This window comes from Brevibacterium permense (assembly GCF_025506275.1).
Lineage (GTDB): Bacteria > Actinomycetota > Actinomycetes > Actinomycetales > Brevibacteriaceae > Brevibacterium > Brevibacterium permense_A.
In genome coordinates, this window is the sequence record NZ_QYCP01000089.1 from 1 (window position 1) to 22,300 (window position 22,300).

24 protein-coding genes are annotated in these 22,300 nt (G+C 64.5%); 4 read left to right on the forward strand and 20 right to left on the reverse strand.

The annotated features are described in order from the left end of the window. Nucleotides 1–20: 20 nt before the first annotated feature. The 15 genes from rpsQ to rpsL form a co-directional block, all read right to left on the reverse strand. On the reverse strand, nt 21–308 hold the full coding sequence (gene rpsQ, locus D3I60_RS10760; RefSeq protein WP_025777922.1) for a 30S ribosomal protein S17: 288 nt from the start codon (nt 306–308) through the stop codon (nt 21–23). After that, the gene (rpmC, locus tag D3I60_RS10765) at nt 308–559 is read right to left on the reverse strand and encodes a 50S ribosomal protein L29 (RefSeq protein ID WP_025777923.1); all 252 of its coding nucleotides are present in this window, start codon (nt 557–559) and stop codon (nt 308–310) included. Before rpmC ends, rpsQ begins: the two co-directional genes overlap by 1 nt. A gap of 2 nt (nt 560–561) precedes the next feature. Further along, nucleotides 562–978, reverse strand: a complete 417-nt coding sequence (gene rplP / locus D3I60_RS10770; protein ID WP_025777924.1) for a 50S ribosomal protein L16 — start codon at nt 976–978, stop codon at nt 562–564. 3 nt (nt 979–981) lie between these two features. Then, a complete protein-coding gene (rpsC, locus tag D3I60_RS10775) occupies nt 982–1,797 on the reverse strand; it encodes a 30S ribosomal protein S3 (RefSeq protein WP_262776254.1) in 816 nt (271 codons plus the stop codon). Next, on the reverse strand, nt 1,797–2,183 hold the full coding sequence (rplV, locus tag D3I60_RS10780) for a 50S ribosomal protein L22 (protein WP_025777926.1): 387 nt from the start codon (nt 2,181–2,183) through the stop codon (nt 1,797–1,799). Before rplV ends, rpsC begins: the two co-directional genes overlap by 1 nt. Nucleotides 2,184–2,225: 42 nt before the next feature. Continuing rightward, entirely contained in the window at nt 2,226–2,507 is a 282-nt protein-coding gene (rpsS, locus tag D3I60_RS10785) for a 30S ribosomal protein S19 (protein WP_025777927.1), read from the reverse strand. Nucleotides 2,508–2,522: 15 nt separating this feature from the next. Next, nucleotides 2,523–3,359 (reverse strand): 50S ribosomal protein L2, encoded by an 837-nt coding sequence (rplB, locus tag D3I60_RS10790; protein WP_025777928.1) that lies wholly within the window; start codon nt 3,357–3,359, stop codon nt 2,523–2,525. 30 nt (nt 3,360–3,389) lie between these two features. Then, on the reverse strand, nt 3,390–3,689 hold the full coding sequence (rplW, locus tag D3I60_RS10795) for a 50S ribosomal protein L23 (RefSeq protein WP_025777929.1): 300 nt from the start codon (nt 3,687–3,689) through the stop codon (nt 3,390–3,392). Further along, entirely contained in the window at nt 3,686–4,339 is a 654-nt protein-coding gene (gene rplD / locus D3I60_RS10800; protein WP_262776257.1) for a 50S ribosomal protein L4, read from the reverse strand. The genes rplW and rplD overlap by 4 nt, the downstream gene beginning before the upstream one ends. 5 nt (nt 4,340–4,344) lie before the next feature. After that, entirely contained in the window at nt 4,345–5,019 is a 675-nt protein-coding gene (gene rplC, locus D3I60_RS10805) for a 50S ribosomal protein L3 (RefSeq protein ID WP_101546942.1), read from the reverse strand. 11 nt (nt 5,020–5,030) lie between these two features. Then, nucleotides 5,031–5,339 carry a 30S ribosomal protein S10 gene (rpsJ, locus tag D3I60_RS10810; RefSeq protein ID WP_009379191.1) on the reverse strand — a complete coding sequence of 103 codons (309 nt, stop codon included), beginning with the start codon at nt 5,337–5,339 and terminating at the stop codon, nt 5,031–5,033. A 509-nt stretch (nt 5,340–5,848) separates the two neighbouring features. Beyond that, the gene (gene tuf / locus D3I60_RS10815; protein WP_173156442.1) at nt 5,849–7,042 is read right to left on the reverse strand and encodes an elongation factor Tu; all 1,194 of its coding nucleotides are present in this window, start codon (nt 7,040–7,042) and stop codon (nt 5,849–5,851) included. 116 nt (nt 7,043–7,158) lie between these two features. Continuing rightward, nucleotides 7,159–9,264: an elongation factor G gene (fusA, locus tag D3I60_RS10820; protein ID WP_262776262.1), complete on the reverse strand. Its 2,106-nt coding sequence runs from the start codon at nt 9,262–9,264 to the stop codon at nt 7,159–7,161. Nucleotides 9,265–9,363: 99 nt separating this feature from the next. Continuing rightward, nucleotides 9,364–9,834 (reverse strand): 30S ribosomal protein S7, encoded by a 471-nt coding sequence (rpsG, locus tag D3I60_RS10825; RefSeq protein ID WP_039206341.1) that lies wholly within the window; start codon nt 9,832–9,834, stop codon nt 9,364–9,366. Next, on the reverse strand, nt 9,834–10,208 hold the full coding sequence (gene rpsL, locus D3I60_RS10830) for a 30S ribosomal protein S12 (RefSeq protein ID WP_025777935.1): 375 nt from the start codon (nt 10,206–10,208) through the stop codon (nt 9,834–9,836). Before rpsL ends, rpsG begins: the two co-directional genes overlap by 1 nt. Before the next feature lie 556 nt (nt 10,209–10,764). Here rpsL and D3I60_RS10835 point away from each other — a divergent pair. Together D3I60_RS10835 and katG are read left to right on the forward strand one after the other, a co-directional pair. Continuing rightward, nucleotides 10,765–11,241, forward strand: coding sequence for a Fur family transcriptional regulator (locus D3I60_RS10835; protein WP_262776264.1), 477 nt, complete (start codon nt 10,765–10,767; stop codon nt 11,239–11,241). Nucleotides 11,242–11,361: 120 nt separating this feature from the next. Next, on the forward strand, nt 11,362–13,569 hold the full coding sequence (katG, locus tag D3I60_RS10840; RefSeq protein ID WP_262776265.1) for a catalase/peroxidase HPI: 2,208 nt from the start codon (nt 11,362–11,364) through the stop codon (nt 13,567–13,569). Between the two features lie 98 nt (nt 13,570–13,667). Here katG and D3I60_RS10845 read toward each other — a convergent pair whose 3' ends face one another. From D3I60_RS10845 to D3I60_RS10865, 5 genes are all read right to left on the reverse strand, one after another. Then, entirely contained in the window at nt 13,668–14,609 is a 942-nt protein-coding gene (locus D3I60_RS10845) for a hypothetical protein (RefSeq protein ID WP_262776266.1), read from the reverse strand. A gap of 91 nt (nt 14,610–14,700) precedes the next feature. Further along, nucleotides 14,701–16,236 carry a sensor histidine kinase gene (locus D3I60_RS10850; protein ID WP_139468559.1) on the reverse strand — a complete coding sequence of 512 codons (1,536 nt, stop codon included), beginning with the start codon at nt 16,234–16,236 and terminating at the stop codon, nt 14,701–14,703. After that, entirely contained in the window at nt 16,233–16,949 is a 717-nt protein-coding gene (locus D3I60_RS10855; RefSeq protein WP_139468560.1) for a response regulator transcription factor, read from the reverse strand. Before D3I60_RS10855 ends, D3I60_RS10850 begins: the two co-directional genes overlap by 4 nt. A 15-nt stretch (nt 16,950–16,964) precedes the next feature. Continuing rightward, nucleotides 16,965–19,157, reverse strand: a complete 2,193-nt coding sequence (locus D3I60_RS10860) for an ArnT family glycosyltransferase (RefSeq protein ID WP_262776268.1) — start codon at nt 19,155–19,157, stop codon at nt 16,965–16,967. Then, nucleotides 19,150–20,415, reverse strand: coding sequence for a glycosyltransferase (locus D3I60_RS10865; protein ID WP_262776269.1), 1,266 nt, complete (start codon nt 20,413–20,415; stop codon nt 19,150–19,152). The genes D3I60_RS10860 and D3I60_RS10865 overlap by 8 nt, the downstream gene beginning before the upstream one ends. Before the next feature lie 147 nt (nt 20,416–20,562). On the opposite strand from D3I60_RS10865, the gene D3I60_RS10870 reads away from it, so the two are divergent. Beyond that, on the forward strand, nt 20,563–21,249 hold the full coding sequence (locus tag D3I60_RS10870) for a DUF1707 SHOCT-like domain-containing protein (RefSeq protein ID WP_262776271.1): 687 nt from the start codon (nt 20,563–20,565) through the stop codon (nt 21,247–21,249). Beyond that, a complete protein-coding gene (locus D3I60_RS10875) occupies nt 21,246–22,271 on the forward strand; it encodes an ATP-dependent 6-phosphofructokinase (protein WP_262776272.1) in 1,026 nt (341 codons plus the stop codon). The genes D3I60_RS10870 and D3I60_RS10875 overlap by 4 nt, the downstream gene beginning before the upstream one ends. Nucleotides 22,272–22,300 lie beyond the last annotated feature (29 nt).

The window sequence follows — 22,300 nt, forward strand, 5'->3', positions numbered from 1 at the left end:
GGTGGGTGGGGTGGCGTTGACTACTTGGCGCGTTCGACGATTTCGACGAGCCGCCAACGCTTCGCGGCCGAAAGGGGCCGCGTCTCGGCCACGAGGACGAGGTCGCCGATGCCGGCGGTGTTCTCTTCGTCGTGAACCTTGTACTTGACCGACTTGCGCATGACCTTGCCGTAGAGGCGGTGCTTCATACGCTCCTCAACCTCGACGACGATGGTCTTGTCCATCTTGTCGGATACGACGTAGCCACGTGCGGTCTTGCGGGAGTTGCGTTCCGCAGCAGTGGCCTCGGTGTTCGTGGTCTCCGCCATCACTTGCTCTCTTCCTTGGCATCAGCGGGGTTCGGACGGATGTCCAGCTCCCGTTCGTTGAGCACGGTGTAGATACGAGCGATGTCGCGACGCACGGCCTTGAGGCGACCGTGGCTCTCCAGCTGGCCGGTGGCCGACTGGAAACGCAGGTTGAACAGCTCGGCCTTGGCCTTCTTGAGCTCTTCCTGCAGACGCTCGTTGTCGTAACCGTCAAGCGCGTCGATGGAAAGGTTCTTCGAACCGATAGCCATTCTCACTCACCACCTTCGCGGGCCACGATACGGGCCTTCAGCGGAAGCTTATGGATCGCCAGGCGCAGAGCCTCGCGAGCAACTTCCTCGGACACACCGCCGAGTTCGAACATGACTCGACCGGGTTTGACATTGGCGATCCACCACTCCGGCGAACCCTTACCGGAACCCATGCGGGTTTCGGCAGGCTTCTTCGTCAGCGGGTGATCAGGGTAGATGTTGATCCACACCTTGCCGCCGCGCTTGATGTAGCGGGTCATGGCAATACGTGCGGCCTCGATCTGGCGGTTGGTGACGTAAGCCGGCTCGAGAGCCTGGATGCCGTAGTCACCGAAGGACACCGTCGTGCCTCCCTTGGCGGCGCCGCCCCGGTTGGGGTGGTGCTGCTTGCGGAATTTCACTCGACGAGGGATCAGCATTTCTCAGCCCTCCGATCCGGCCTCAGCCGCGGGGGCTTCGGCGCTGTTCTCAGTATTACGGGCCTGGTCGCCACGGCGCGGTGCGCCATCCTGACCACGTCCGCGGCCTCCACGACCGCGCCCACGGCCACGCGGGCCACGAGCAGCAGGAGCCTTGGCCTGCTCGGCGGCAAGCTCCTTGTCGGTCATGTCGCCCTTGTAGATCCACACCTTGACGCCGATGCGTCCGAAAGTGGTGTGGGCTTCGTGAACGCCGAAGTCGATGTTCGCGCGCAGGGTGTGCAGCGGCACACGACCTTCGCGGTAGAACTCGGACCGGCTCATCTCAGCACCGCCGAGGCGGCCCGAGCACTGCACGCGGATGCCCTTGGCACCTGCGCGCTGGGCGCTCTGGATCGCCTTGCGCATCGCGCGGCGGAAGGCCACGCGGCTGGCGAGCTGCTCGGCAACGCCCTGGGCGACGAGCTGAGCGTCGACCTCGGGGTTCTTCACCTCAAGGATGTTGAGCTGAATCTGCTTGCCGGTGAGCTTTTCGAGCTGACCGCGGATGCGGTCTGCTTCGGCTCCGCGACGGCCGATGACGATGCCCGGGCGTGCGGTGTGGATGTCGACGCGGACACGGTCACGCGTGCGCTCGATGTTGACCTTCGAGATGCCGGCCCGTTCGAGGCCGGTGTTCATCATCTGGCGGATCTTGACATCTTCGAGCACGTAGTCGCGGTAGCGCTGCCCCGGCTTGGTCGAGTCAGCGAACCACTTCGACTTGTGATCCGTGGTGATTCCGAGTCGGAATCCATTCGGATTGATCTTCTGGCCCATTAACGGTTCCCCTTCCGGCTCTTGCGCTGAGGCAGGTCGTCACCGCTGGCCAGGACCACTGTCACGTGGCTGGTGCGCTTCTCGATGCGAAAAGCGCGACCCTGGGCACGCGGACGGAACCGCTTCATGGTCGGCCCCTCGTCCACGAAGGCTTCGGAGATGACCAGTTCGTTCTCGTCGAACGCAACGCCTTCCTCGTCGGCCCGGACACGCGCGTTGGCGATGCCGGAGGCCACGAGCTTGTAAATCGGATCTGATGCCGACTGTTCTGCAAACTTCAACACTGCAAGTGCTTCGGTCGCCTGCTGACCACGAATGAGGTCGATGACGCGCCGAGCCTTGCGAGGCGTAACGCGCAGGTACCGCGCCTTAGCCTTGGCTTCCATCGCTTCCTTCTCTCTTCTCTAGGATCGAAAGAGTGCCCCGCCTCAGCGGCGGCGACCCTTGCGATCGTCCTTTTCGTGGCCACGGAACGTCCGTGTCGGTGCGAACTCGCCGAGCTTGTGTCCGACCATCGACTCAGTGATGAAGACGGGGACATGCTTGCGTCCGTCATGTACTGCGATGGTGTGTCCCAGGAAGTCCGGGATGATCATCGAGCGACGAGACCATGTTTTGATGACATTTTTGGTGTTCTTCTCGTTCTGACGAGCCACCTTCTGGAAGAGGTGTTCGTCGACGAAAGGACCCTTTTTGAGGCTACGAGGCATAAGTCAGTACTCCAATCAGCGCTTCTTGCCGGTCCGGCGACGGCGCACGATGTACTTGTCGCTCTCTTTGTTCGGCCGGCGTGTGCGGCCCTCCAACTGACCCCACGGGCTGACTGGGTGACGACCACCCGAAGTACGGCCCTCGCCACCACCATGCGGGTGGTCGATCGGGTTCATCACAACACCGCGGACGGTGGGGCGCTTGCCCTTCCAACGCATGCGGCCTGCTTTGCCCCAGCTGATGTTCGACTGCTCGGCATTGCCGACCTCGCCGATCGTCGCACGGCAGCGCGCATCGACGTTGCGGATTTCGCCCGAAGGCATCCGCAGCTGTGCGAAACGGCCGTACTTCGCCACGAGCTGCACGGACGAACCGGCAGAACGAGCGATCTTGGCACCGCCACCGGGACGCATTTCAACTGCGTGCACCACGGTGCCGACTGGGATGTTGCGCAGGGCAAGGTTGTTGCCCGGCTTGATGTCTGCACCCGGACCGGCTTCCACCTGAGCGCCCTGCTTGAGGTTCTGCGGGGCGATGATGTAGCGCTTCTCTCCGTCTGCATAGTGCAGCAGAGCGATGCGAGCCGTACGGTTCGGGTCATATTCGATGTGCGCGACCTTCGCCGGAACGCCATCTTTGTCATGGCGGCGGAAGTCGATGACACGGTACTGACGCTTGTGACCGCCGCCCTGATGGCGGGTGGTCACGCGTCCCTGGCTGTTGCGGCCGCCGCGCTTGGGCAGCGGGCGCAGAAGCGACTTCTCCGGTGTAGACCGGGTCACTTCGACGAAGTCGGCGACCGACGAGCCACGGCGGCCCGGGGTCGTCGGCTTGTGCTTACGGATTCCCATGAGTCTTGTCCTTCTTTGACGAAGGATCGCTTAGAGCGATCCACCGAAGATGTCGATCGATCCGTCCTTGAGGGCGACAATGGCACGCTTGGTGTCCTTGCGCTTTCCCCAACCGGTGCGGGTGCGGCGGCGCTTGCCCTGACGGTTCAGGGTGTTGACCTTGGCGACCTGCACATCGAAGATCGTTTCAATGGCTTGCTTGATCTCGGTTTTGTTCGAGTCCTGGTCGACGAGGAAGGTGTACTTGCCTTCGTCCATCAGGCTGTAGGTCTTCTCCGAGACGACCGGTGCGACGATGATGTCGCGCGGGTCCTTGAAGTTCAGACTCATGATGCGTCCTCCGATTTGCGGTTTCCGCTCAGGAACGCGGCAAGAGCTACCTCGGTGAACACGATGTCATCGGCGAGCAGCACATCATAGGTGTTGAGCTGATCGGCGGTGAGCACGTGGACGTGGGGCAGATTGCGCACGCTCAGGTAGGTGAGCTCGTCGTCACGCTCGAGCACCACGAGGGTGTTCTTGCGTTCGGACAGACCGGCCAGTGCGGCCTTCGCCTGCTTGGTCGACGGGGCGTCGCCGGTGACCAGGCTCTTCATCACGAAGACCTGATCGAGGCGTGCACGATCAGACAGGGCTCCGCGCAGAGCGGCGGCCTTCATCTTCTTGGGGGTCCGCTGCGAGTAGTCGCGCGGGACCGGTCCGTGCACGATTCCACCGCCGTTGTACTGAGGAGCGCGGATCGAACCCTGACGGGCGTTGCCGGTTCCCTTCTGACGGTAGGGCTTGCGGCCGCCACCGCGAACTTCGGAGCGGGTCTTCGTCTTGTGCGTACCCTGACGGGCCGCAGCCAGCTGTGCAACGACGACCTGGTGGATCAGGGGCACATTGGTCGGCACACCGAAGACCTCGGCGGGCAGATCAACGGAGCCGGCCTTGGCACCAGCGGCATCGATGACGTCGACTGTCTTGAAATCAGTCATGACGTTCAGGCCTCCTTCGCGGCCGAGCGAACGAGGACGACTCCACCCTTGGGGCCGGGAACGGCGCCCTTGATGAGCAGGAAGTTGTTCTCGTTGTCCACGGCGTGGATCGTGAGGTTCTGGGTAGTGTGCTTGACAGCGCCCATACGGCCGGCCATGCGCATACCCTTGAACACGCGACCAGGTGTCGCGGCTCCGCCGATCGAACCTGGCTTGCGGTGGTTGCGGTGCTGACCGTGGGAGGCACCGACACCGGAGAAGCCGTGACGCTTCATGACACCGGCGGTTCCCTTGCCCTTGGTCTTCGCGGTCACATCAACCTTGAGTCCGGCTTCGAACGTGTCGACGCCGAGTTCCTGGCCGAGCGCGTAGTCAGCAGCATCTGCAGTGCGCAGTTCGACGAGGTGACGGCGTGGGGTCACACCGGCCTTCTCGAAGTGGCCTGCAGTCGGCTTGTTGACCTTGCGAGGATCGATCTCGCCGAACGCGATCTGCACAGCGGGGTAACCATCGGTTTCCTCGTTGCGGACCTGGGTTACGACGTTGTTACCGGTGGCCACCACGGTCACCGGCACGAGGTTGTTCTGCTCATCCCAGACCTGGGTCATGCCCAGCTTGGTTCCCAGAAGGCCTTTGACCTTGCGGGTGGTCGGGAGAGCGGATGAACGAGTGTTCGCCATTGCTGCCTCCCTTAGAGCTTGATCTCGATGTTGACGTCGTCAGCGAGGTCGAGACGCATCAGCGAGTCGACTGCCTTCGGCGTCGGGTCGACGATGTCGATCAGACGCTTGTGCGTGCGCATCTCGAAATGCTCACGGCTGTCCTTGTATTTGTGCGGCGAACGGATGACGCAGTAAACGTTCTTCTCCGTTGGCAACGGCACGGGGCCCACAACAGTCGCACCTGCGCGAGTGACGGTGTCCACGATCTTGCGTGCAGCACTGTCAATCACAGCGTGGTCGTACGACTTGAGCCGAATGCGGATCTTCTGTCCCGCCATGGCGTCGTCTCTTTCTTTAGTTGCTTCCGGCCATCAACTCGCAGAGCGTCGGAGACTCTCTGCCGTCTGTGCCGGCTGACCATGACCGACCCCCGAGGTCGGGCGTGTCGGCTAATCCTGACGGAGAAATTCTCACTTCTCCCTCAGCGCCGACGGCGCTTCTACTCATTGGCTGCTCGGTCCGAACCCGCATGATGCAGATTCATCGATCCGATAGTGTTTCAGGCTGTTCGCGGTATCACTACCGCAGTGCAGGGGTCAACGCCCAAAACGCAACTTCACCATCTTGTCATAGAGCACTTCGCCCGCGCAATTCCGGGAACGGTGCCTGTGAGGGAACTCTCAAGGTCGGAGCGAATCCCGTTCGTGGTGGTCTTCCATCAGACGACCCTCGGCAACTCCCCCGTCTGCATCATCTGACCGGTCGCCGGCAGGAGCGGCCGGAACATGCGGAAGGGCCGCAGTTCCGAAGAACTGCGGCCCTAGCCGGTGGTACTCAGTGAGTCAGATCAGGCGTTGATCTTGGTGACTCGACCGGCACCGACGGTGCGTCCACCCTCGCGAATAGCGAAGCGGAGGCCGTCCTCCATGGCGATCGGCTGGATGAGCTCGACCGACATGTCGGTGTTGTCGCCGGGCATGACCATCTCGGTGCCCTCGGGCAGCGTGATGACGCCGGTGACGTCCGTGGTCCGGAAGTAGAACTGCGGACGGTAGTTCGAGTAGAACGGGTTGTGACGTCCGCCCTCGTCCTTGCTCAGGATGTAGACCTGAGCTTCGAACTTGGTGTGCGGGGTGATCGAACCCGGCTTCACGATGACCTGACCGCGCTCCACGTCTTCGCGCTTGGTGCCGCGCAGAAGCAGACCGACGTTCTCACCTGCACGGGCATCCGGCAGGGTCTTGCGGAACATCTCGATGGCGGTGACGGTCGTCTTGGACGACTTCTCCTTGATGCCGACGATTTCGATTTCGTCGTTCGGCAGGAGGACGCCGCGCTCGACACGACCGGTGACGACGGTTCCACGACCGGTGATCGTGAAGACGTCCTCAACGGGCATGAGGAACGGCTTGTCGACATCGCGCTCCGGCTCGGGAACGTTCTCGTCGACGGCTGCCATGAGTTCCTGAACGCTCTTGACCCACTTCTCGTCGCCTTCCAGCGCCTTGAGAGCGGACACCGGGACGACAGGAGCGTTGTCTCCGTCGAATTCCTGGCTCGAGAGCAGATCGCGAACCTCGAATTCGACGAGCTCGAGGAGCTCTTCGTCATCGACCATGTCGGACTTGTTCAGAGCCACGACGATGTAGGGAACGCCGACCTGACGAGCGAGCAGCACGTGCTCACGGGTCTGGGGCATCGGGCCGTCGGTGGCGGCAACGACGAGGATCGCACCGTCCATCTGAGCGGCACCGGTGATCATGTTCTTCACGTAGTCGGCGTGACCCGGGGCATCGACGTGAGCGTAGTGACGCTTCTCCGTCTGGTACTCAACGTGCGAGACGTTGATGGTGATGCCGCGCTCCTTCTCCTCAGGTGCGTTGTCGACCTGGTCGAAGGCGCGAGCCTCATTGAGATCCGGGTACTGATCCGCCAGGACCTTGGTGATCGCGGCGGTCAGGGTGGTCTTTCCGTGGTCAACGTGGCCGATGGTGCCGATGTTGACGTGCGGCTTAGTCCGTTCGAAACTAGCCTTTGCCACTGGGTTCCTCCTCGTGGTTGTCAAAAGATATGCGATTCATATCTTAGACCTTTTGTTGGTTATCTTTCATTCCGGCGATCATGTTGTTGATCACCGGGGCGACCGGAATTCGGAGATTACTCTCCGCCGCGCACCTTCTGGATGATCTCCTCGGCAACAGCCTTCGGGACCTCCGCATAGCTGGAGAAAGTCATCGAGTACACCGCACGGCCCTGGGTCTTCGACCGCAGATCACCGATGTAGCCGAACATCTCCGAGAGCGGGACCACAGCCTTGACGACCTTCACACCGGAAGCATCGTCCATCGACTGAATCTGTCCACGCCGGGAATTCAGGTCGCCGATGACGTCACCCATGTATTCCTCAGGGGTACGCACCTCGACGTCCATGACCGGTTCGAGAAGAACCGGGTTCGCCCGCTGGACGGCCTCCTTGAAGACCATCGAACCGGCGATCTTGAATGCCATCTCCGAAGAGTCGACATCGTGGTAGGCGCCATCGACCAGAGTGGCCTTGACACCGACCATGGGGTAACCGGCGAGGGCACCGAACTGCATGGCGTCCTGGATGCCGGCGTCGACGCTCGGAATGTATTCGCGCGGAACGCGTCCGCCCGTGATGGCATTCTCGAACTCGTAAATCGTATCGCCTTCGACCTCGAGGGGTTCGAAGGTGACCTGGACCTTCGCGAACTGTCCCGATCCACCCGTCTGCTTCTTGTGGGTGTAATCGTATTTCTCGACAGTGCGACGGATGGTCTCACGGTAGGCGACCTGCGGCTTGCCGACATTCGCCTCGACCTTGAACTCGCGACGCATGCGGTCGACGAGGATATCGAGGTGCAGCTCGCCCATTCCGCGGATGACGGTCTGACCGGTCTCTTCGTCGAGCTCGACCTGGTAGGTCGGGTCTTCCTTGACGAACTTCTGGATGGCCGAGGACAGCTTCTCCTGGTCGCTCTTCGTCTTCGGCTCGATGGCCACGGAGATCACAGGCTCCGGGAAGGTCATCGATTCAAGAGCGATCGGGTTCGCCGGGTCGCTCAGGGTATCGCCCGTCGTGGTCTCCTTGAGACCGATGAAGGCGTAGATGTGACCTGCGAATGCCTCTTCGACAGGGTTCTCCTTGTTGGAGTGCATCTGGAAGAGCTTGCCGATGCGTTCCTTCTTGCCCGACGTGGTGTTGAGCACCTGATCACCGGACTTCACGTGACCGGAGTACACGCGCACATAGGTCAGCGATCCGAAGAACGGGTGGGAGGCGACCTTGAAGGCCAGAGCCGAGAACGGCTCGTCCGTCGAAGGCTTGCGGGTCAGTTCCTCTTCGTCGTTGTTCGGGTTGTGTCCGATCATCGGAGGCACGTCGAGCGGCGAAGGCAGGTAGTCGATGACCGCGTCGAGCATGGGCTGCACGCCCTTGTTCTTGTAAGCGGAACCGCACATGACCGGGAACGCCTCGGACTTGATGACGAGTTCGCGGATGCCGGCCTTGATGTCAGCCGTCGTGAGCTCTTCGCCCTCGAGGTACTTCTCCATGAGCTCTTCCGAGCTCTCGGCGACGTCCTCGACGAGCTGCGCACGGTACTGAACAGCCTTGTCCTGGAGATCCTCGGGGATCTCGATCTCGGTCATGTCCTGACCCATCTTGGTCTCGTCGGGCCAGATGTAGGCCTTCATCTCGAGCAGATCGACGACACCGGCGAATTCGCTTTCGGCACCGATCGGCAGCTGGATGACCAGCGGCTTCGCGCCGAGCCGCTCCTTGATGGTGTCGACGGTGAAGTAGAAGTCAGCACCGAGCTTGTCCATCTTGTTGACGAAGCAGACGCGCGGAACATCGTACTTGTCGGCCTGACGCCACACGGTCTCGGACTGGGGCTCAACGCCCTCCTTGCCGTCGAACACAGCGACGGCGCCGTCGAGGACGCGCAGCGAACGCTCGACCTCGACCGTGAAGTCGACGTGACCGGGGGTGTCGATGATGTTGATCTGGTTGTTGTCCCAGTAGCAGGTCGTCGCGGCCGACGTGATCGTGATGCCGCGTTCCTTCTCCTGGTCCATCCAGTCCATGGTGCCGGCGCCGTCGTGGGTCTCGCCCATCTTGTAGTTCACGCCGGTGTAGAAGAGGATGCGTTCGGTCGTAGTTGTCTTACCGGCATCGATATGGGCCATGATGCCGATATTACGGACCTTGTTCAGGTCGCTGAGCACGTCAAGTGCCACGGTGTCTCTCTCTCAATCGATGATTTGCTCGACTCCCCTGCGCTGCCGGCCGACAGAACTCGCGAAAGAGGTCCGCCGACCGGCGCACAGGGCAGGCGATTACCAGCGGTAGTGGGCGAAGGCCTTGTTGGACTCGGCCATCTTGTGAGTGTCCTCGCGGCGCTTGACTGCTGCGCCGAGGCCGTTGCCGGCGTCCAGGATCTCGTTCATGAGTCGTTCGGTCATGGTCTTCTCACGGCGCTGGCGGGAGTATCCCACGAGCCACCGCAGAGCCAGGGTGGTCGAACGAGCCGGACGAACATCAATCGGCACCTGGTAGGTCGCACCGCCGACACGGCGGGAGCGGACCTCGAGGGACGGACGGATGTTGTCGAGAGCCTTCTTCAGGTTGACAACGGGGTCGTTGCCGTTCTTCTCGCGGGTGCCTTCGAGGGCACCGTAGACGATCCGCTCTGCGGTCGAGCGCTTGCCGTCGAGCAGGATCTTGTTGATCAGCTGCGTGACGAGCGGTGAGCTGAAGACCGGGTCAACGACGATCGGTCGCTTGGGTGCAGGACCTTTACGTGGCATTACTTCTTCTCCCTCTTCGCACCGTACTTGCTGCGGGCCTGCTGGCGACCCTTGACACCCTGGGTGTCGAGCGAACCGCGGACGATCCGGTAGCGAACACCGGGCAGATCCTTGACGCGGCCACCGCGCACGAGCACGATCGAGTGCTCCTGCAGGTTGTGTCCCTCGCCCGGAATGTATGCGGTCACTTCGATCTGGCTCGAAAGCTTGACACGAGCGACCTTGCGAAGAGCCGAGTTCGGCTTCTTGGGGGTAGTGGTGTACACACGGGTGCACACTCCACGACGCTGCGGGCTGCCCTTGAGGGCAGGAGCGTCTGATCCTGCTGTATTGACATGCCGTCCCTTGCGGACGAGCTGTTGGATAGTCGGCACTAAGCGTTCTCCATTTGCTTCTCGATAGACCTAATTCCCAATTCCGGCCACGACCGCAGTCGTCTCTGTGAACCGTGGGACATATCCGACCGGACACCGGGTGAAGCTTGGCTCCCGATGCCAGTAACCACGCGAGTCATCGACCCCTGCGCCCGGGTGTGTCGCAAGGACACGGAAGCGCAGCGACGCCTGCTCGGCAGCCTGCAACGACGACTTCTCTCAAGGATTCCGGGCTTCACAGAACACCCGGCAGGATCGGTCGACGACGCAGATAACACAATCAGTCGCCTACCAGAATATCTCTCTCGAGCACGTCTGGTCAAAATGGCGATCGTTCATCCTACCCCGCCCTGCCGCGGAAATCACGCAGCACATCGTTCACCCCGAGGATCACGCCTCTCACCTCGGACGACTCAGAACTACGTCATGTTCCTCAACTGCCGTCGAACCGCACCACCCCGACACCCGCACCCGCAGCGCGACCCGACGGCCGCCTCGGCGAGGACCTGCCATCACTTTCCTTGACTCGTTCAAGAGAAGCAGGCATTCTGGTGCTGTGAACGGGACGAAGCAAGAACACGACGAAGACGCTGCCGCGGCTCTGCGGCAGACGTCGCTGCGTGTGACGAAACAGCGGGTCGCAGTCCTCGATGCCGTGCGGGTTCACCCGCATACGGATACCGAAACCGTGATCCGCTCGGTGCGGGAATCGCTGCCGGCGGTCTCTCACCAGGCTGTCTATGACTCGCTCCACACTCTCACCGAGGTAGGGCTCCTCCGCTGCATCAAGCCTTCGGGCTCTGTGGCTCGATACGAACGCCGCATCGGGGACAATCACCATCACCTGGTGTGCCGGTCATGCAGTCTCATCGTCGATGTCGACTGCACTATCGGTCAGGCTCCGTGCCTGACGCCGTCCCACGATGCCGGCTTCGTCATCGATCAGGCCGAAGTGACATTCTGGGGCCTGTGCCCCGACTGCACGGCCGCTGGTGCTCAGCGCACCGGCGACGATCAGTTCTCGGCCGTGTGACCCCGGCTTCCGTCCATCACCACCCGTCCTCTTCCGAGGACACGACTATGCCCTTTCTGCGAGGGTTGCCCATCCCGTCATCCGAGTCGTCGAACGCGACTCGACTGTGAAAGGAACACGATGACCCAGACGACCACCGGCGGCTGCCCGGTCGCCCACACTTCCACGGAGCCGGCTGCGGCGCCGGATTCGGACCAGCTGGTCAACCCCGTCCAGGGTGATGCCAACGCTCAGTGGTGGCCCAACCGCCTCAACCTCAAGATCCTCGCCAAGGGACAGCCGGCACGAGACCCCATGGATCCTGACTTCGACTACGACGCGGAGTTCAACAGCCTTGACTACTACCAGCTCAAGGCCGACATCGAAACCCTGCAGAAGGACAACCAGGACTGGTGGTCCGCTGATTTCGGACACTATGGTCCGTTCATGATCCGCATGGCCTGGCACTCGGCCGGCACCTACCGCGTTCAGGACGGCCGCGGAGGCGGCGGCGAGGGTCAGCAGCGCTTCGCACCTCTGAACTCCTGGCCCGACAACGTTTCGCTCGACAAGGCTCGCCGTCTGCTGTGGCCGGTGAAGAAGAAGTACGGCAAGAAGATCTCCTGGGCCGACCTCTTCATCCTCGCCGGCAACGTCGCTCTCGAATCGATGGGCTTCAAGACCTTCGGCTTCGCCGGCGGCCGCAAGGACGTCTGGGAACCCGACAACGATGTGTACTGGGGCTCCGAGACCGAATGGCTGGGCACCGACAAGCGCTACGTGGGCAACCGTGAGCTGCAGAAGCCTCTGGCGGCGACCACCATGGGCCTCATCTACGTCAACCCCGAGGGCCCGGAGGGCGAACCCGATCCGGTCAAGGCCGCGATCGACATCCGCGAGACCTTCGGACGCATGGCCATGAACGACGAGGAGACCGTCGCCCTCATCGCCGGCGGACACACCTTCGGCAAGACGCACGGTGCCGGTCCTGAATCGCACAAGGGTGCCGACCCGGAAGCCGCTCCGCTCGAAGAGCAGGGCATGGGCTGGAAGTCCGATTTCGGCACTGGACAGGGCAACGACTCCATCGGCTCGGGCATCGAGGTCACGTGGACCTACCACCCGACCCGCTGGGACAACGAGTTCTTCCATATTCTCTTCGCCTACGAGTGGGAGGTCTTCGAGAACGAAGGCGGACACCTGCAGTGGCGTCCCAAGGACGGCGGCGGGGACGATATGGTCCCCATGGCCCAGGGCGACGGACGTCGCGAGCCCCGTATGCTCACGACCGACCTGTCGCTGCGCTTCGACCCGGCGTACGAGAAGATCTCGCGCCGGTTCAAGGACGACCAGAAGGCGTTCGAAGATGCTTTCGCTCGCGCCTGGTTCAAGCTCACCCACCGCGACATGGGCCCGGCGACTCGTTACCTCGGCCCCGAAGCTCCGAGCGAAGAGCTCATCTGGCAGGACCCGGTTCCTGCCGGCACCCCGCTTGATGTCGCCGGCCTCGAAGCCGTCAAGACAGCCGTCCGCGAGTCCGGGCTGACCGTCTCGCAGCTCGTCTCGACGACATGGGCCGCGGCCTCGTCGCACCGCGTCTCGGACATGCGCGGCGGCGTCAACGGAGGTCGACTCCGCCTCGAACCGCAGCGCAGCTGGGAGGCCAATGAGCCTGCCAAGCTCGCCGAGGTGCTTCCCGTGCTCGAGGGCATCGCCGAGTCCACCGGTGCATCGTTCGCCGATGTGCTGGCGATCGCCGGCGCCGTCGGAGTCGAAACCGCTGCCGCGGCGGCCGGTCACTCGATCACGGTTCCGGTCTCCACCGGTCGCGGCGACGCAACCCAAGAGCAGACCGATGTCGACTCGTTCGGCTACCTCGAGCCGACCCACGACGGTTTCCGCAACTACCTCACCGAGGGACTTCCGCTCAAAGCCGAGTACCTCCTGCTCGACAAGGCCAGCCTGCTGGGTCTCACCCCGCCGGAGCTCACGGTCCTCATCGGCGGGCTCCGCGTCCTCGGTGCGAACTACGAAGATTCCGAGCTCGGTGTCTTCACCGATCGCCCCGGCGAGCTGACGAACGACTTCTTCGTCAATCTGCTCGACCTCGGCAACGTCTGGAAGCCCGTCGGACCGTCAGAGACGGCCAATGTCTACGAGTGCTTCTCCCCCGAGGGCGAGAAGCTGTGGACCGGCAGCCGGATCGACCTCCTGTTCGGAGCGAACTCCGAACTGCGTGCGATCGCCGAGGTCTACGGCTCGGATGACGCGAACGAGAAGTTCGTCGCCGACTTCGTCAAGGCCTGGACGAAGCTCGTCGAAGCCGACCGCTTCGACCTCAAGCGCTGATCCGGCGACGGTCACCGAGGTGACCGACGCGTCAGCATGACGATGCCCCCACCGATCGGTGGGGGCATCGTCTTTGCTGCGCCGATATCAGACAGCGTTCACTCCTCCCGGTTGAGGACGGCGAATCCGGTGAAGATCCGGTCGAAGTGCGTGACGGCTGCGTTCTCGATCGTCGTCTCGTCGGTGTCCGCCGAGGTGGTGCCGGCGCTTGCGTCCGATCCGTCGGAGTCAGAGGCGCTGCCGTCCGAGCTGGATCCGTCAGAGCTGGATCCGTCAGAGCTGGATCCGTCAGAGGAGCCCCCGGAGTCGGCGCTGCCGCTCTGATTACCCTGCATTCCGTTGGCCTGTCCGCCGGGCATGCCTCCGCCGTTCGATTGTCCTCCGGGCATTCCGCCGCCGTTCGACTGTCCGCCGCCATCCTGAGCACCGCCCTGTTGGCCGCCCATTCCGCCGCCGTTCGACTGTCCGCCGCCATCCTGAGCACCGCCCTGTTGGCCGCCCATTCCGCCGCCGTTCGACTGTCCGCCGCCATCCTGAGCACCGCCCTGTTGGCCGCCCATTCCGCCGGGTCCGTTCTGGCCTCCCGGCCCCTGACTCGTCCCCGAATCGTTCGTCGCCATGGCCGCCGATGCACCGATCGCTCCTCCGGCGAGACCGCCGACGACGAAGAGAGCCGATCCGGCGAGCACTGCGGGGATGAGCGGGACGCGTCGCTTCTGCTTACGTGGTCCCTCGGAACCGCCGGACTGGGCGATCGGAGCGGACCGGTCATAGGGGTTCACCCACGGCCGCTGTCCCTCCGGGCTTCCGGCCCGCGGATCGGGTGCCGAGCGGGTCGTCTGCTCGCCCCATTCGTTCGCCCTGCCCTGGACTCCCGGATCCGATTGCATCGCCCAGTTGGGTCCGGCATGAGGTCCTGCCGTGCCCTCCTGAGCTTCGACCCTACGGGTGCTGTCTGCGGCGTTCGGGCCCGACGCTGTGTTCTCCGCGTGGTTGCGGTCCGGATCGGGGTTCTGGTCGGGGTTCTGGTTCTCGGTCATGGAATCTCCTCTGGTTGTCGGTGATTCCACTCTCCGCCGACTCGCTGTAGCCCCTCCCAGTCGTGCCTGTGGCCAACCTGTGCGACTCGCCTCAGGCGGCAGGCAGGCGCAGCTCGAAGCTCGTACCAGCGTCCGTGGTCGACATCGAGATGCCGCCGCGCATGAGTTCGACGAGTCCGGCGGCGATCGACAGTCCCAGCCCCGAGGAACCTCCCTTGGCTCCGTCCTGCCGTGCCCGCGAGGGGTCTCCACGCACGAAGCGGTCGAAGACCCGGTCCCGGATCTCGGGCGGAATGCCCCCACCGTCGTCGCTGATGCGGATCGCCACGACATCGCTGGGCAGCTGCCCGGAGACCGGCTTCCGGGCCGCCAGTGCCTCGACGTGCACGCTGGTGCCCGGGGGCGTGTGCACACAGGCGTTGGTGAGCACGATCGACACGACCCGACGGACCTGATCGGCTGCTCCGCGCACCTCGAGGGCCTCCGGGGGAACATCGAGGGAGATCGAATGGTCGGGATTGACCACATGGGCGTCCTCGACGAGTTCGACGAGCAGGGAGGAGACGTCGACGGTGTCCTCCCTCGTCGGCTGGCGGCCGGCTTCGAGTCGGGCGAGGAGGAGGAGATCATCGACGAGGGAGGACATCCGCATCGCTCCTGAATCGATCTTGCCCAAGGAGGTGGCCACCTCGGCGGGCAGATCATCACGGTACGGGCGGGTGAGGTCGGCCCAGCCGCGGATCGTCGCGATCGGAGTGCGCAGCTCATGGGAGGCGTCGGCGACGAAGCGGCGCATCTGCTCCGTGCCGCGGTAGCGCTCTTCGAGGGCGGAGCCGACGTGGTCGAGCATCCGATTGACCGAGGCTCCCACATCGCCGACCTCCGTGCCCGGCACCGCCAGCTCGGCGGGAACCCGCAGCGCGAGCTCGGGTTTGCCGGCGCTCAACTCCAGGTCGGCGACCTCCCTGGCAGTGCGGGCGACGTCGCGCAGGTCCCGCAGCTGGCGGTGGATGATCACCGCCATGAGCGCAGCCGTGGCGATGACGCCGATGAGGACGACGAACGCGGTCGTCCAGGCGGTGCGTTCGAGCGCGGAGTCCACGCTGCCCTGCGGGACACCGTAGACGGTGGTGGTTGCGCCGTCATCGAAGGCCACGACCCGGTAGGCGCCGAACCCGGGCACCCGCACGGACTCATGGGCGGATTCGCCGCCGTGAGCATCGACGTCGAGCAGGGCATCGATCGCTTCGGCGGACAAAGAGCGCGGACGGGTCAGCCCCGCCTCGGCGATGAGCCCCTCTCCCCCGTCGCCGGAATCGACGACGACGAGAGCACCATCGCCGACCCCCGGCTGGAAGAGATAGCGCAGAGCCGAATCGACCGCCGCCACCGAGTCGTCGCCCCCACCGGAGGTGCCCGGATTGCCGCTCGTCCCGGGGCCCGCACCGGGGCCGTCACCCGAGCGTGCATGCGAGGTCATCGACGTCAGCTGGGCGTCGAGGTCGGTCATCAGAGATCCGCGCACGCTCAGCCAGGAGGCGGTGCCGATTCCGGCGCCGACGAGGAGGAGGACGAGACCGGCGAGGACGATGAGCCTCGTCTGCAGCCGCCAGCGACGCAGAGTCACTGTTCCGCCCGCATGATGTAGCCGGCCCCGCGCTTCGTGTGGAACAGGTTCGGCAGGTCCGGGAACGGCGCGTCGATCTTCTTCCGCAGATAGGAGACGTAGAGTTCGACGATGTTGCCGTTGCCGCCGAAGTCGTAGTCCCACACGCGGTCGAGGATCTGGGCCTTCGACAGCACCACCCGCGGGTTGCGCATGAACAGCAGCAGCACCTCGTATTCGCGAGCCGTCAGCTCGATCGGATGGCCGGCGCGGGTGACCTCGTGGGAGCGTTCGTCGAGTTCGAGGTCACCCACGCGCAGCACATCATCCTCATCGACCGGACCGTTCGAGGCCCCCCGGCGCAGGCGCACCTCGATCCGGGCGATGACCTCATCGAGGTTGAACGGCTTCGTCACGTAGTCGTCCCCGCCCAGCCGCAGACCCGTCAGCCGGTCATCGACCTCGTCTCTGGCAGAGAGGAAGACCACCGGAGTGTCGATGCCCTCGGCTCGGATCTTCTCGATCACGGCGAACCCGTCAAGGTCGGGCAGCATGACGTCGAGGACGATCGCGTCGAAGCGTTCGCTCCTGGCCAGCGCCACGGCCTCGCGGCCGGTGCCGACTCCCTCGGCTTCCCAACCTCTGACGTGGCAGGCCATCACGAGGAGCTCGGAGAGGTTCGCCTCGTCGTCGACGATGAGGATGCGCGCCGGCGGATTCGCTGTCGGGTTCATAGCTCGATTATCCCCTCAACCCGCACTGAGATCGTAGAGCGAAACGGAGTCGACGGTCGTCACCTCATAGTTCGCCTCCACCCAGGCCGCGATCTGGGACGAGGCGGAGTCCTCGTTCCCGCCGCCTGGACCCTGACCGCCGCCGGAGCCCGATCCGATGTAGTAGTGGATCTTGCCGTCGGCCACGAGCTGTTTGAACTCGGCGAGGGTGGGCGATGGATCGGTGCCGTTGAACCCGCCGATCGCCATCACGGGCTCTTCGAGCGCGAGTTGGTATCCCGCCGCCTGATTCGCCCCCGTCGTCGCAGCCACCCACGTGTAGTCCGCGGCATCCTCTTCGAGCAGCTGCGTGAGTTCGTCGGAGGGTTCGGAGCCGTTGAGCAGACCGCCCATCCCGCCTCCTCCGCCGGGCATCCCCCCGGTACTGCCCGTGCCGGCTTCGGAATTGCGTGTCCCACCGGGCGTGCCACCGGTCGTGCCATCCGTGCCGCCGGCGCCTCCGCCGGGTCTGACGCCGCCGCCGGGCATTCCGCCACCGCCGGGTCCACCGCCCATGCCCGAGCTCGTGCCGGCGATCGTGACGATCGATCCCTGCGTCGTCCCGGCGATCGTGCGCACGGCCAGCTGAGCCGGAATCGCAGCGCTGCCGAGGATGGCCAGCGCGACGAGCACCGAGGCGAGCGCCGTGCCGATCCGCCGGTGCGCGGTGACGATGAGGACCAGAGCGCCGAGGATCGAGACGATGAGCACGCACCAGCGCAGGACGCCCGGGACCCCGGTCATCTGCGAGCTGATGATGAACTGCCACGCTCCGGTCAGGGCCCAAGCCACCGCCAGCAGCAGACGTGGGAGGAATCCGTCACGGGCGAGCAGCACCGCGACGCCGAGACCGATGACGGCGGCGATCGCGGGAATGAGCGCAACCGTGTAGTACTCGTGGACGATCCCGTTCATATTCGACAGCACGAGCCACGTGACGATCAGCCATGCACCCCACATGAGCAGTCCCGCGCCGAGGCTGCCCCCGCCGATTGCGCCGGACGCGCGCACTGCGAGGCCGGCGTCCTTCTCACCGTCCGTGACGGTGTCCGGGATGGTGTCCGTCGAACGTGTTCCGGTCGGAACGGTTCCGTCCGTGACGGTGGGGACACGGCGACGGCGGGCCGCCTCGGCGAGGATGAGGAGAACGATCGTCACGATCAGGAGGAACAGTGCGGTGGGCAGGAACCACGACACCTGCTGGCCGAAGCTGCCGGTGAACAGGCGGGTGACGCCCGTCTCGCCCCATCCGCCGCCCTGGCCGCCGCCTCCTCCGCCGACGGACCCGGTCTCGTTGCCGGTCAGCCGTCCGAAGCCGTTGTAGCCGAAGGTGAGCTCGAGGAAGGAGTTCGACTGCGAGCCGCCGACGTAGGGTCGGGAGCCTGCAGGGGTGAGCTCGACGAGGGCGATCCACCAGCCGGCGCTGACGATCATCGACCCGAGCGGGACGAGCAGCCACAGCAGACGGCGTGGCCAGGAGGTGCGGGCGAAGAGCACCCAGGACACAGCGAGGCCGGGGACGATGAGGAGGACCTGGAACTGTTTGGTCAGGAACCCCAGGCCGAGGCAGACTCCGGCGAGGATGAGCCAGCCGGCGATGCGGCGGGACGGGCGTCGCCGGTGGGCCTCGGTGAGCGTGCGCAGGGCGTGCTGGGTCGCGACGACCGCACCGATCATCAGGGTCACGAGCAGCGCGTCCGGGTTGTTGAACCGGAACATCAGCGCCACGACCGGGGAGACGGCGAAGATCACGCCGGCCCCCAGAGCGGCGGCCTTCTCAAGCCCTGGTCCGACATGGGACCGCAGGCTCAGCCGCACCGAATGGACGATGAGGAGCACACTCACCCCGGCCAGGAGGACCTGGGGCAGGAGCATCGAGAACGAAGAGAAGCCGAAGACCCGGGCGCTCAGGGCCATCAGCCACAGGGAGGCCGGGGGTTTGTCGACGGTGATCGCGTTCGCCGAGTCGAGGGAGCCGAAGAGGAACGCCTCCCAGTTCTCCGATCCGGCCTGCACAGCCGCCGCATAGAAGGAGTTCGCCCACCCGTTGGCCGTGAGGTTGGCGAGGAACGCCGCGATCGTGCCGAGTGTGAGCACGGTGAGTGTGATCGGGTACCAGTGCCGTCGCAGTCCGCGGGTGCGGGCATATCGGGTGGGGGTCTCAGACATGGTCGATGTCCTTGTCGTTCGGGAGCGCCGTTCCGGCTGCAGCAGTCGTGGTGGCGGGGTGGACGCTCTGGTGGGAACCGCGGGCGAAGACCCATGTGCGCATGAGCACGAACCGGACCACGGTGGCGGCGAGGTTCGCCGCCGTCAGCACGGCGAGCGTGCCGACAGTTGCCCAGGGTCCGGAGAATCCATCTGCGACGGCCAGACCTGCCGAGGTGAAGGCCAGGCACAGGCCGAAGGCCGCCAGACCCTTCAATTGGGAGGTCAGTCGGCGGTGCGGGGATCTCACCCCGAAGGTGTGGCCCCGGTTGAGGGCGGTGTTCGCGATCGTCGAAAGGAGCAGCGCAATGATGTTCGCCGTGGGTTCCGAGACGAATTGGATGCCGAGGAGGAACAGCACGGCGTAGAGCACGGTGCTGATGATCCCCACGTCGATGAAGTGGAGGATCTGCGCCCCGGTGTTCGGTGCCGGGACTTCGTGACTGGTCCGGATGCGTCCGCCCGTGCGCAGCCGGACGATGCCCTTGATGTCCTTCCACGCCGTGCTGACCACGTCGACGGAGGAGTCGGGGTCATCCGTCCAGTCCGTGCCGAACTCGTGGATGCGGTACCCGGCCCACTCGGCGAGAGCGAGCAGCTCCGTGTCGAAGAACCACTCGCTGTCCTCGACCTGCGGGAGCAGGTCTCTCGCCGCACGCTGCGACAGCGCTTTGAAACCGCATTGAGCGTCGCTGAACCTGACACCGAGGCTGAGCTTGAGCAGTCGGTTGTAGCAGCGGGAGATGATCTCGCGCTTGATGCCCCGCTCGACCGCAAGACCGGGCTGCAGACGGGACGCGATGGCCACATCGGCCAGTCCCGAGCGGATCACCTCGACCATCGGCTCGAGGACTCGGATGTCGGTGGCGAGATCGACATCCGTATAGGCGACGATATCCGCCGTCGAGGACTGCCACACCCGGGACAGTGCGCGCCCGCGGCCTTTCTGCTCGAGCCGCACGTATTCGACCTTCGGGTGTTCGGCCGCTAGCGCTGCGGCGATTCTCGGGGTCGAATCGGTGCTCGCATTGTCGGCGATGATGATCGTGACCTCGGTGCCTCGGGAGTGTTCGACGGCCAGGAGGGCCTCGATCGAGGCGGCCAGCGAAACCTCCTCGTTGTAGACCGGGACGACGAGGTCTACGGTCGTGGGCGTTCGCAGGGACGGGGCTGCTGGGTGCGCTGCGGGCTGGTTCCCGGCGCTGCTCTCGTATCTCATGGGGACCACATTCGCGTCCCTGCTTAGGCCCACCATCGGTCGCAGCTGTGGCCCGGCTGTGGACGGGACGACACGACACAGTGCCCTGTCCGACCGCCTCGGCGGAAGGCCCGGTCCGTGCGGGTGATTCCCGCTACACTGGTGGCCATGGCCGAAGATGACTCCCCTGCCCCGAAGCGCCGGATCCGTGCCTCCGACATGGACCGGGACGAGGTCCTCTCCGTGATCACGGAGGCGGTGACCAACGGACGCCTCGACCCCGAAGAGACCGCGCAGCGGCAGGATGATGCCATCTCCGCGAAGTTCCTCGACGACCTCATGCCGCTGATCGACGATCTGCCGGAGGGTCACCGACTCCACCAGAGGCTCGCCCGCCAGACCGGGCATGGTCAGGAATCGGGTCCGGGGTCGGCTCTGCAGCGACGGGGACCGGCCGAGCTCAGCCCGGCCGTCGATCCGGGTTCCGCCCCGCCCACGAACTCGGTGGCCATCATGTCCGGCCGTGAGATCGACGTGGCGCCGGGCACCGGACAGGTCACCACCTATGCGCTCATGGGCGGGGACAATATCGATCTGTGCGCCGTCATGGGACCGGGTGTGACTGTCGAGCTGGTTTCCTACTCGATGTGGGGCGGCAACGACATCTACGTCCCGCCGGGTGTGCGCATCCGTGACGAGACGATCAACATCATGGCGGGCAATGAGGTCCGTCAGGCCGCGCGGGGCGACGGATCGAACGGCACCGTCGTCCTCAAGGGCTTCTCACTCATGGCCGGACACGATGTCCATCTGGCCAAAGGCTACCGAGCAAAGGATCAGGGTCAACTGGAATGAAGATCGGCGTACTCACATCGGGCGGAGACTGCCCGGGCCTCAACGCTGTCATCCGCGGCATCGTCCGCAAGGGAATCCGCACCCACAATGCCTCATTCGTCGGCATCCGCGACGGCTGGCGTGGCCTGCTCCACGACGACATGTTTGATATGACCATGCTCGATGTCCGAGGCCTCTCCGGTCGCGGCGGCACCATCCTCGGCACCTCACGCACCCACCCGTATGAGGACGGCGGTCCCGAGCGCATGCGCGAAGTCATGGCCGCCCACGGCATCGATTCGCTCATCGCCATCGGCGGCGAGGGCACACTCGCAGGGGCCTCGCGACTGGTCAACGAGGAGGGTCTGCACATCGTGGGCGTCCCCAAGACCATTGACAACGACCTCGGCAGCACCGACTACACTTTCGGCTTCGACACCGCTCAGTCCATCGCCACGGAAGCGATCGACCGGCTGCGCACCACAGCCGAATCGCACCACCGCTGCATGGTCATCGAGGTCATGGGACGCAACGTCGGTTGGATCGCTCTGCACGCGGGCATGGCCGCAGGCGCCCATGCGATCCTCATGCCCGAGTTCCCCGTCGACTTCGACCAGATCGCCGAATGGGTGACCTCGGCCAAAGATCGCGGACGTGCACCGATCGTCGTCGTCGCGGAAGGGTTCGTTCCCGAAGGGTTCGATTCCCAGGTCGCCGACCACGGCGTGGACAACAAGGGCCGCGTCCGCCTCGGCGGGATCGCGAACTACCTCGCTCCGAAGATCGAAGAGATCACCGGAATCGAATCCCGGGCCACGATCTTGGGACACCTGCAGCGAGGCGGCTCCCCCACTGCGTACGACCGCGTACTGTCCACGCGGCTGGGCATGGCGGCGGTCGACCTCGCCCAGCATGGCCACTGGGGGAAGATGGCCAGCCTCAAAGGCACGGACATCGTCTCCGTGGAGATGTCCTCGGCGGTGCACAGTCTCAAATCGGTGCCGCTGCATCGCTGGGAAGAGGCGCAGGTGCTCTTCGGCTGAGACCACGGCAGCTTCATCGAGAAACGGGT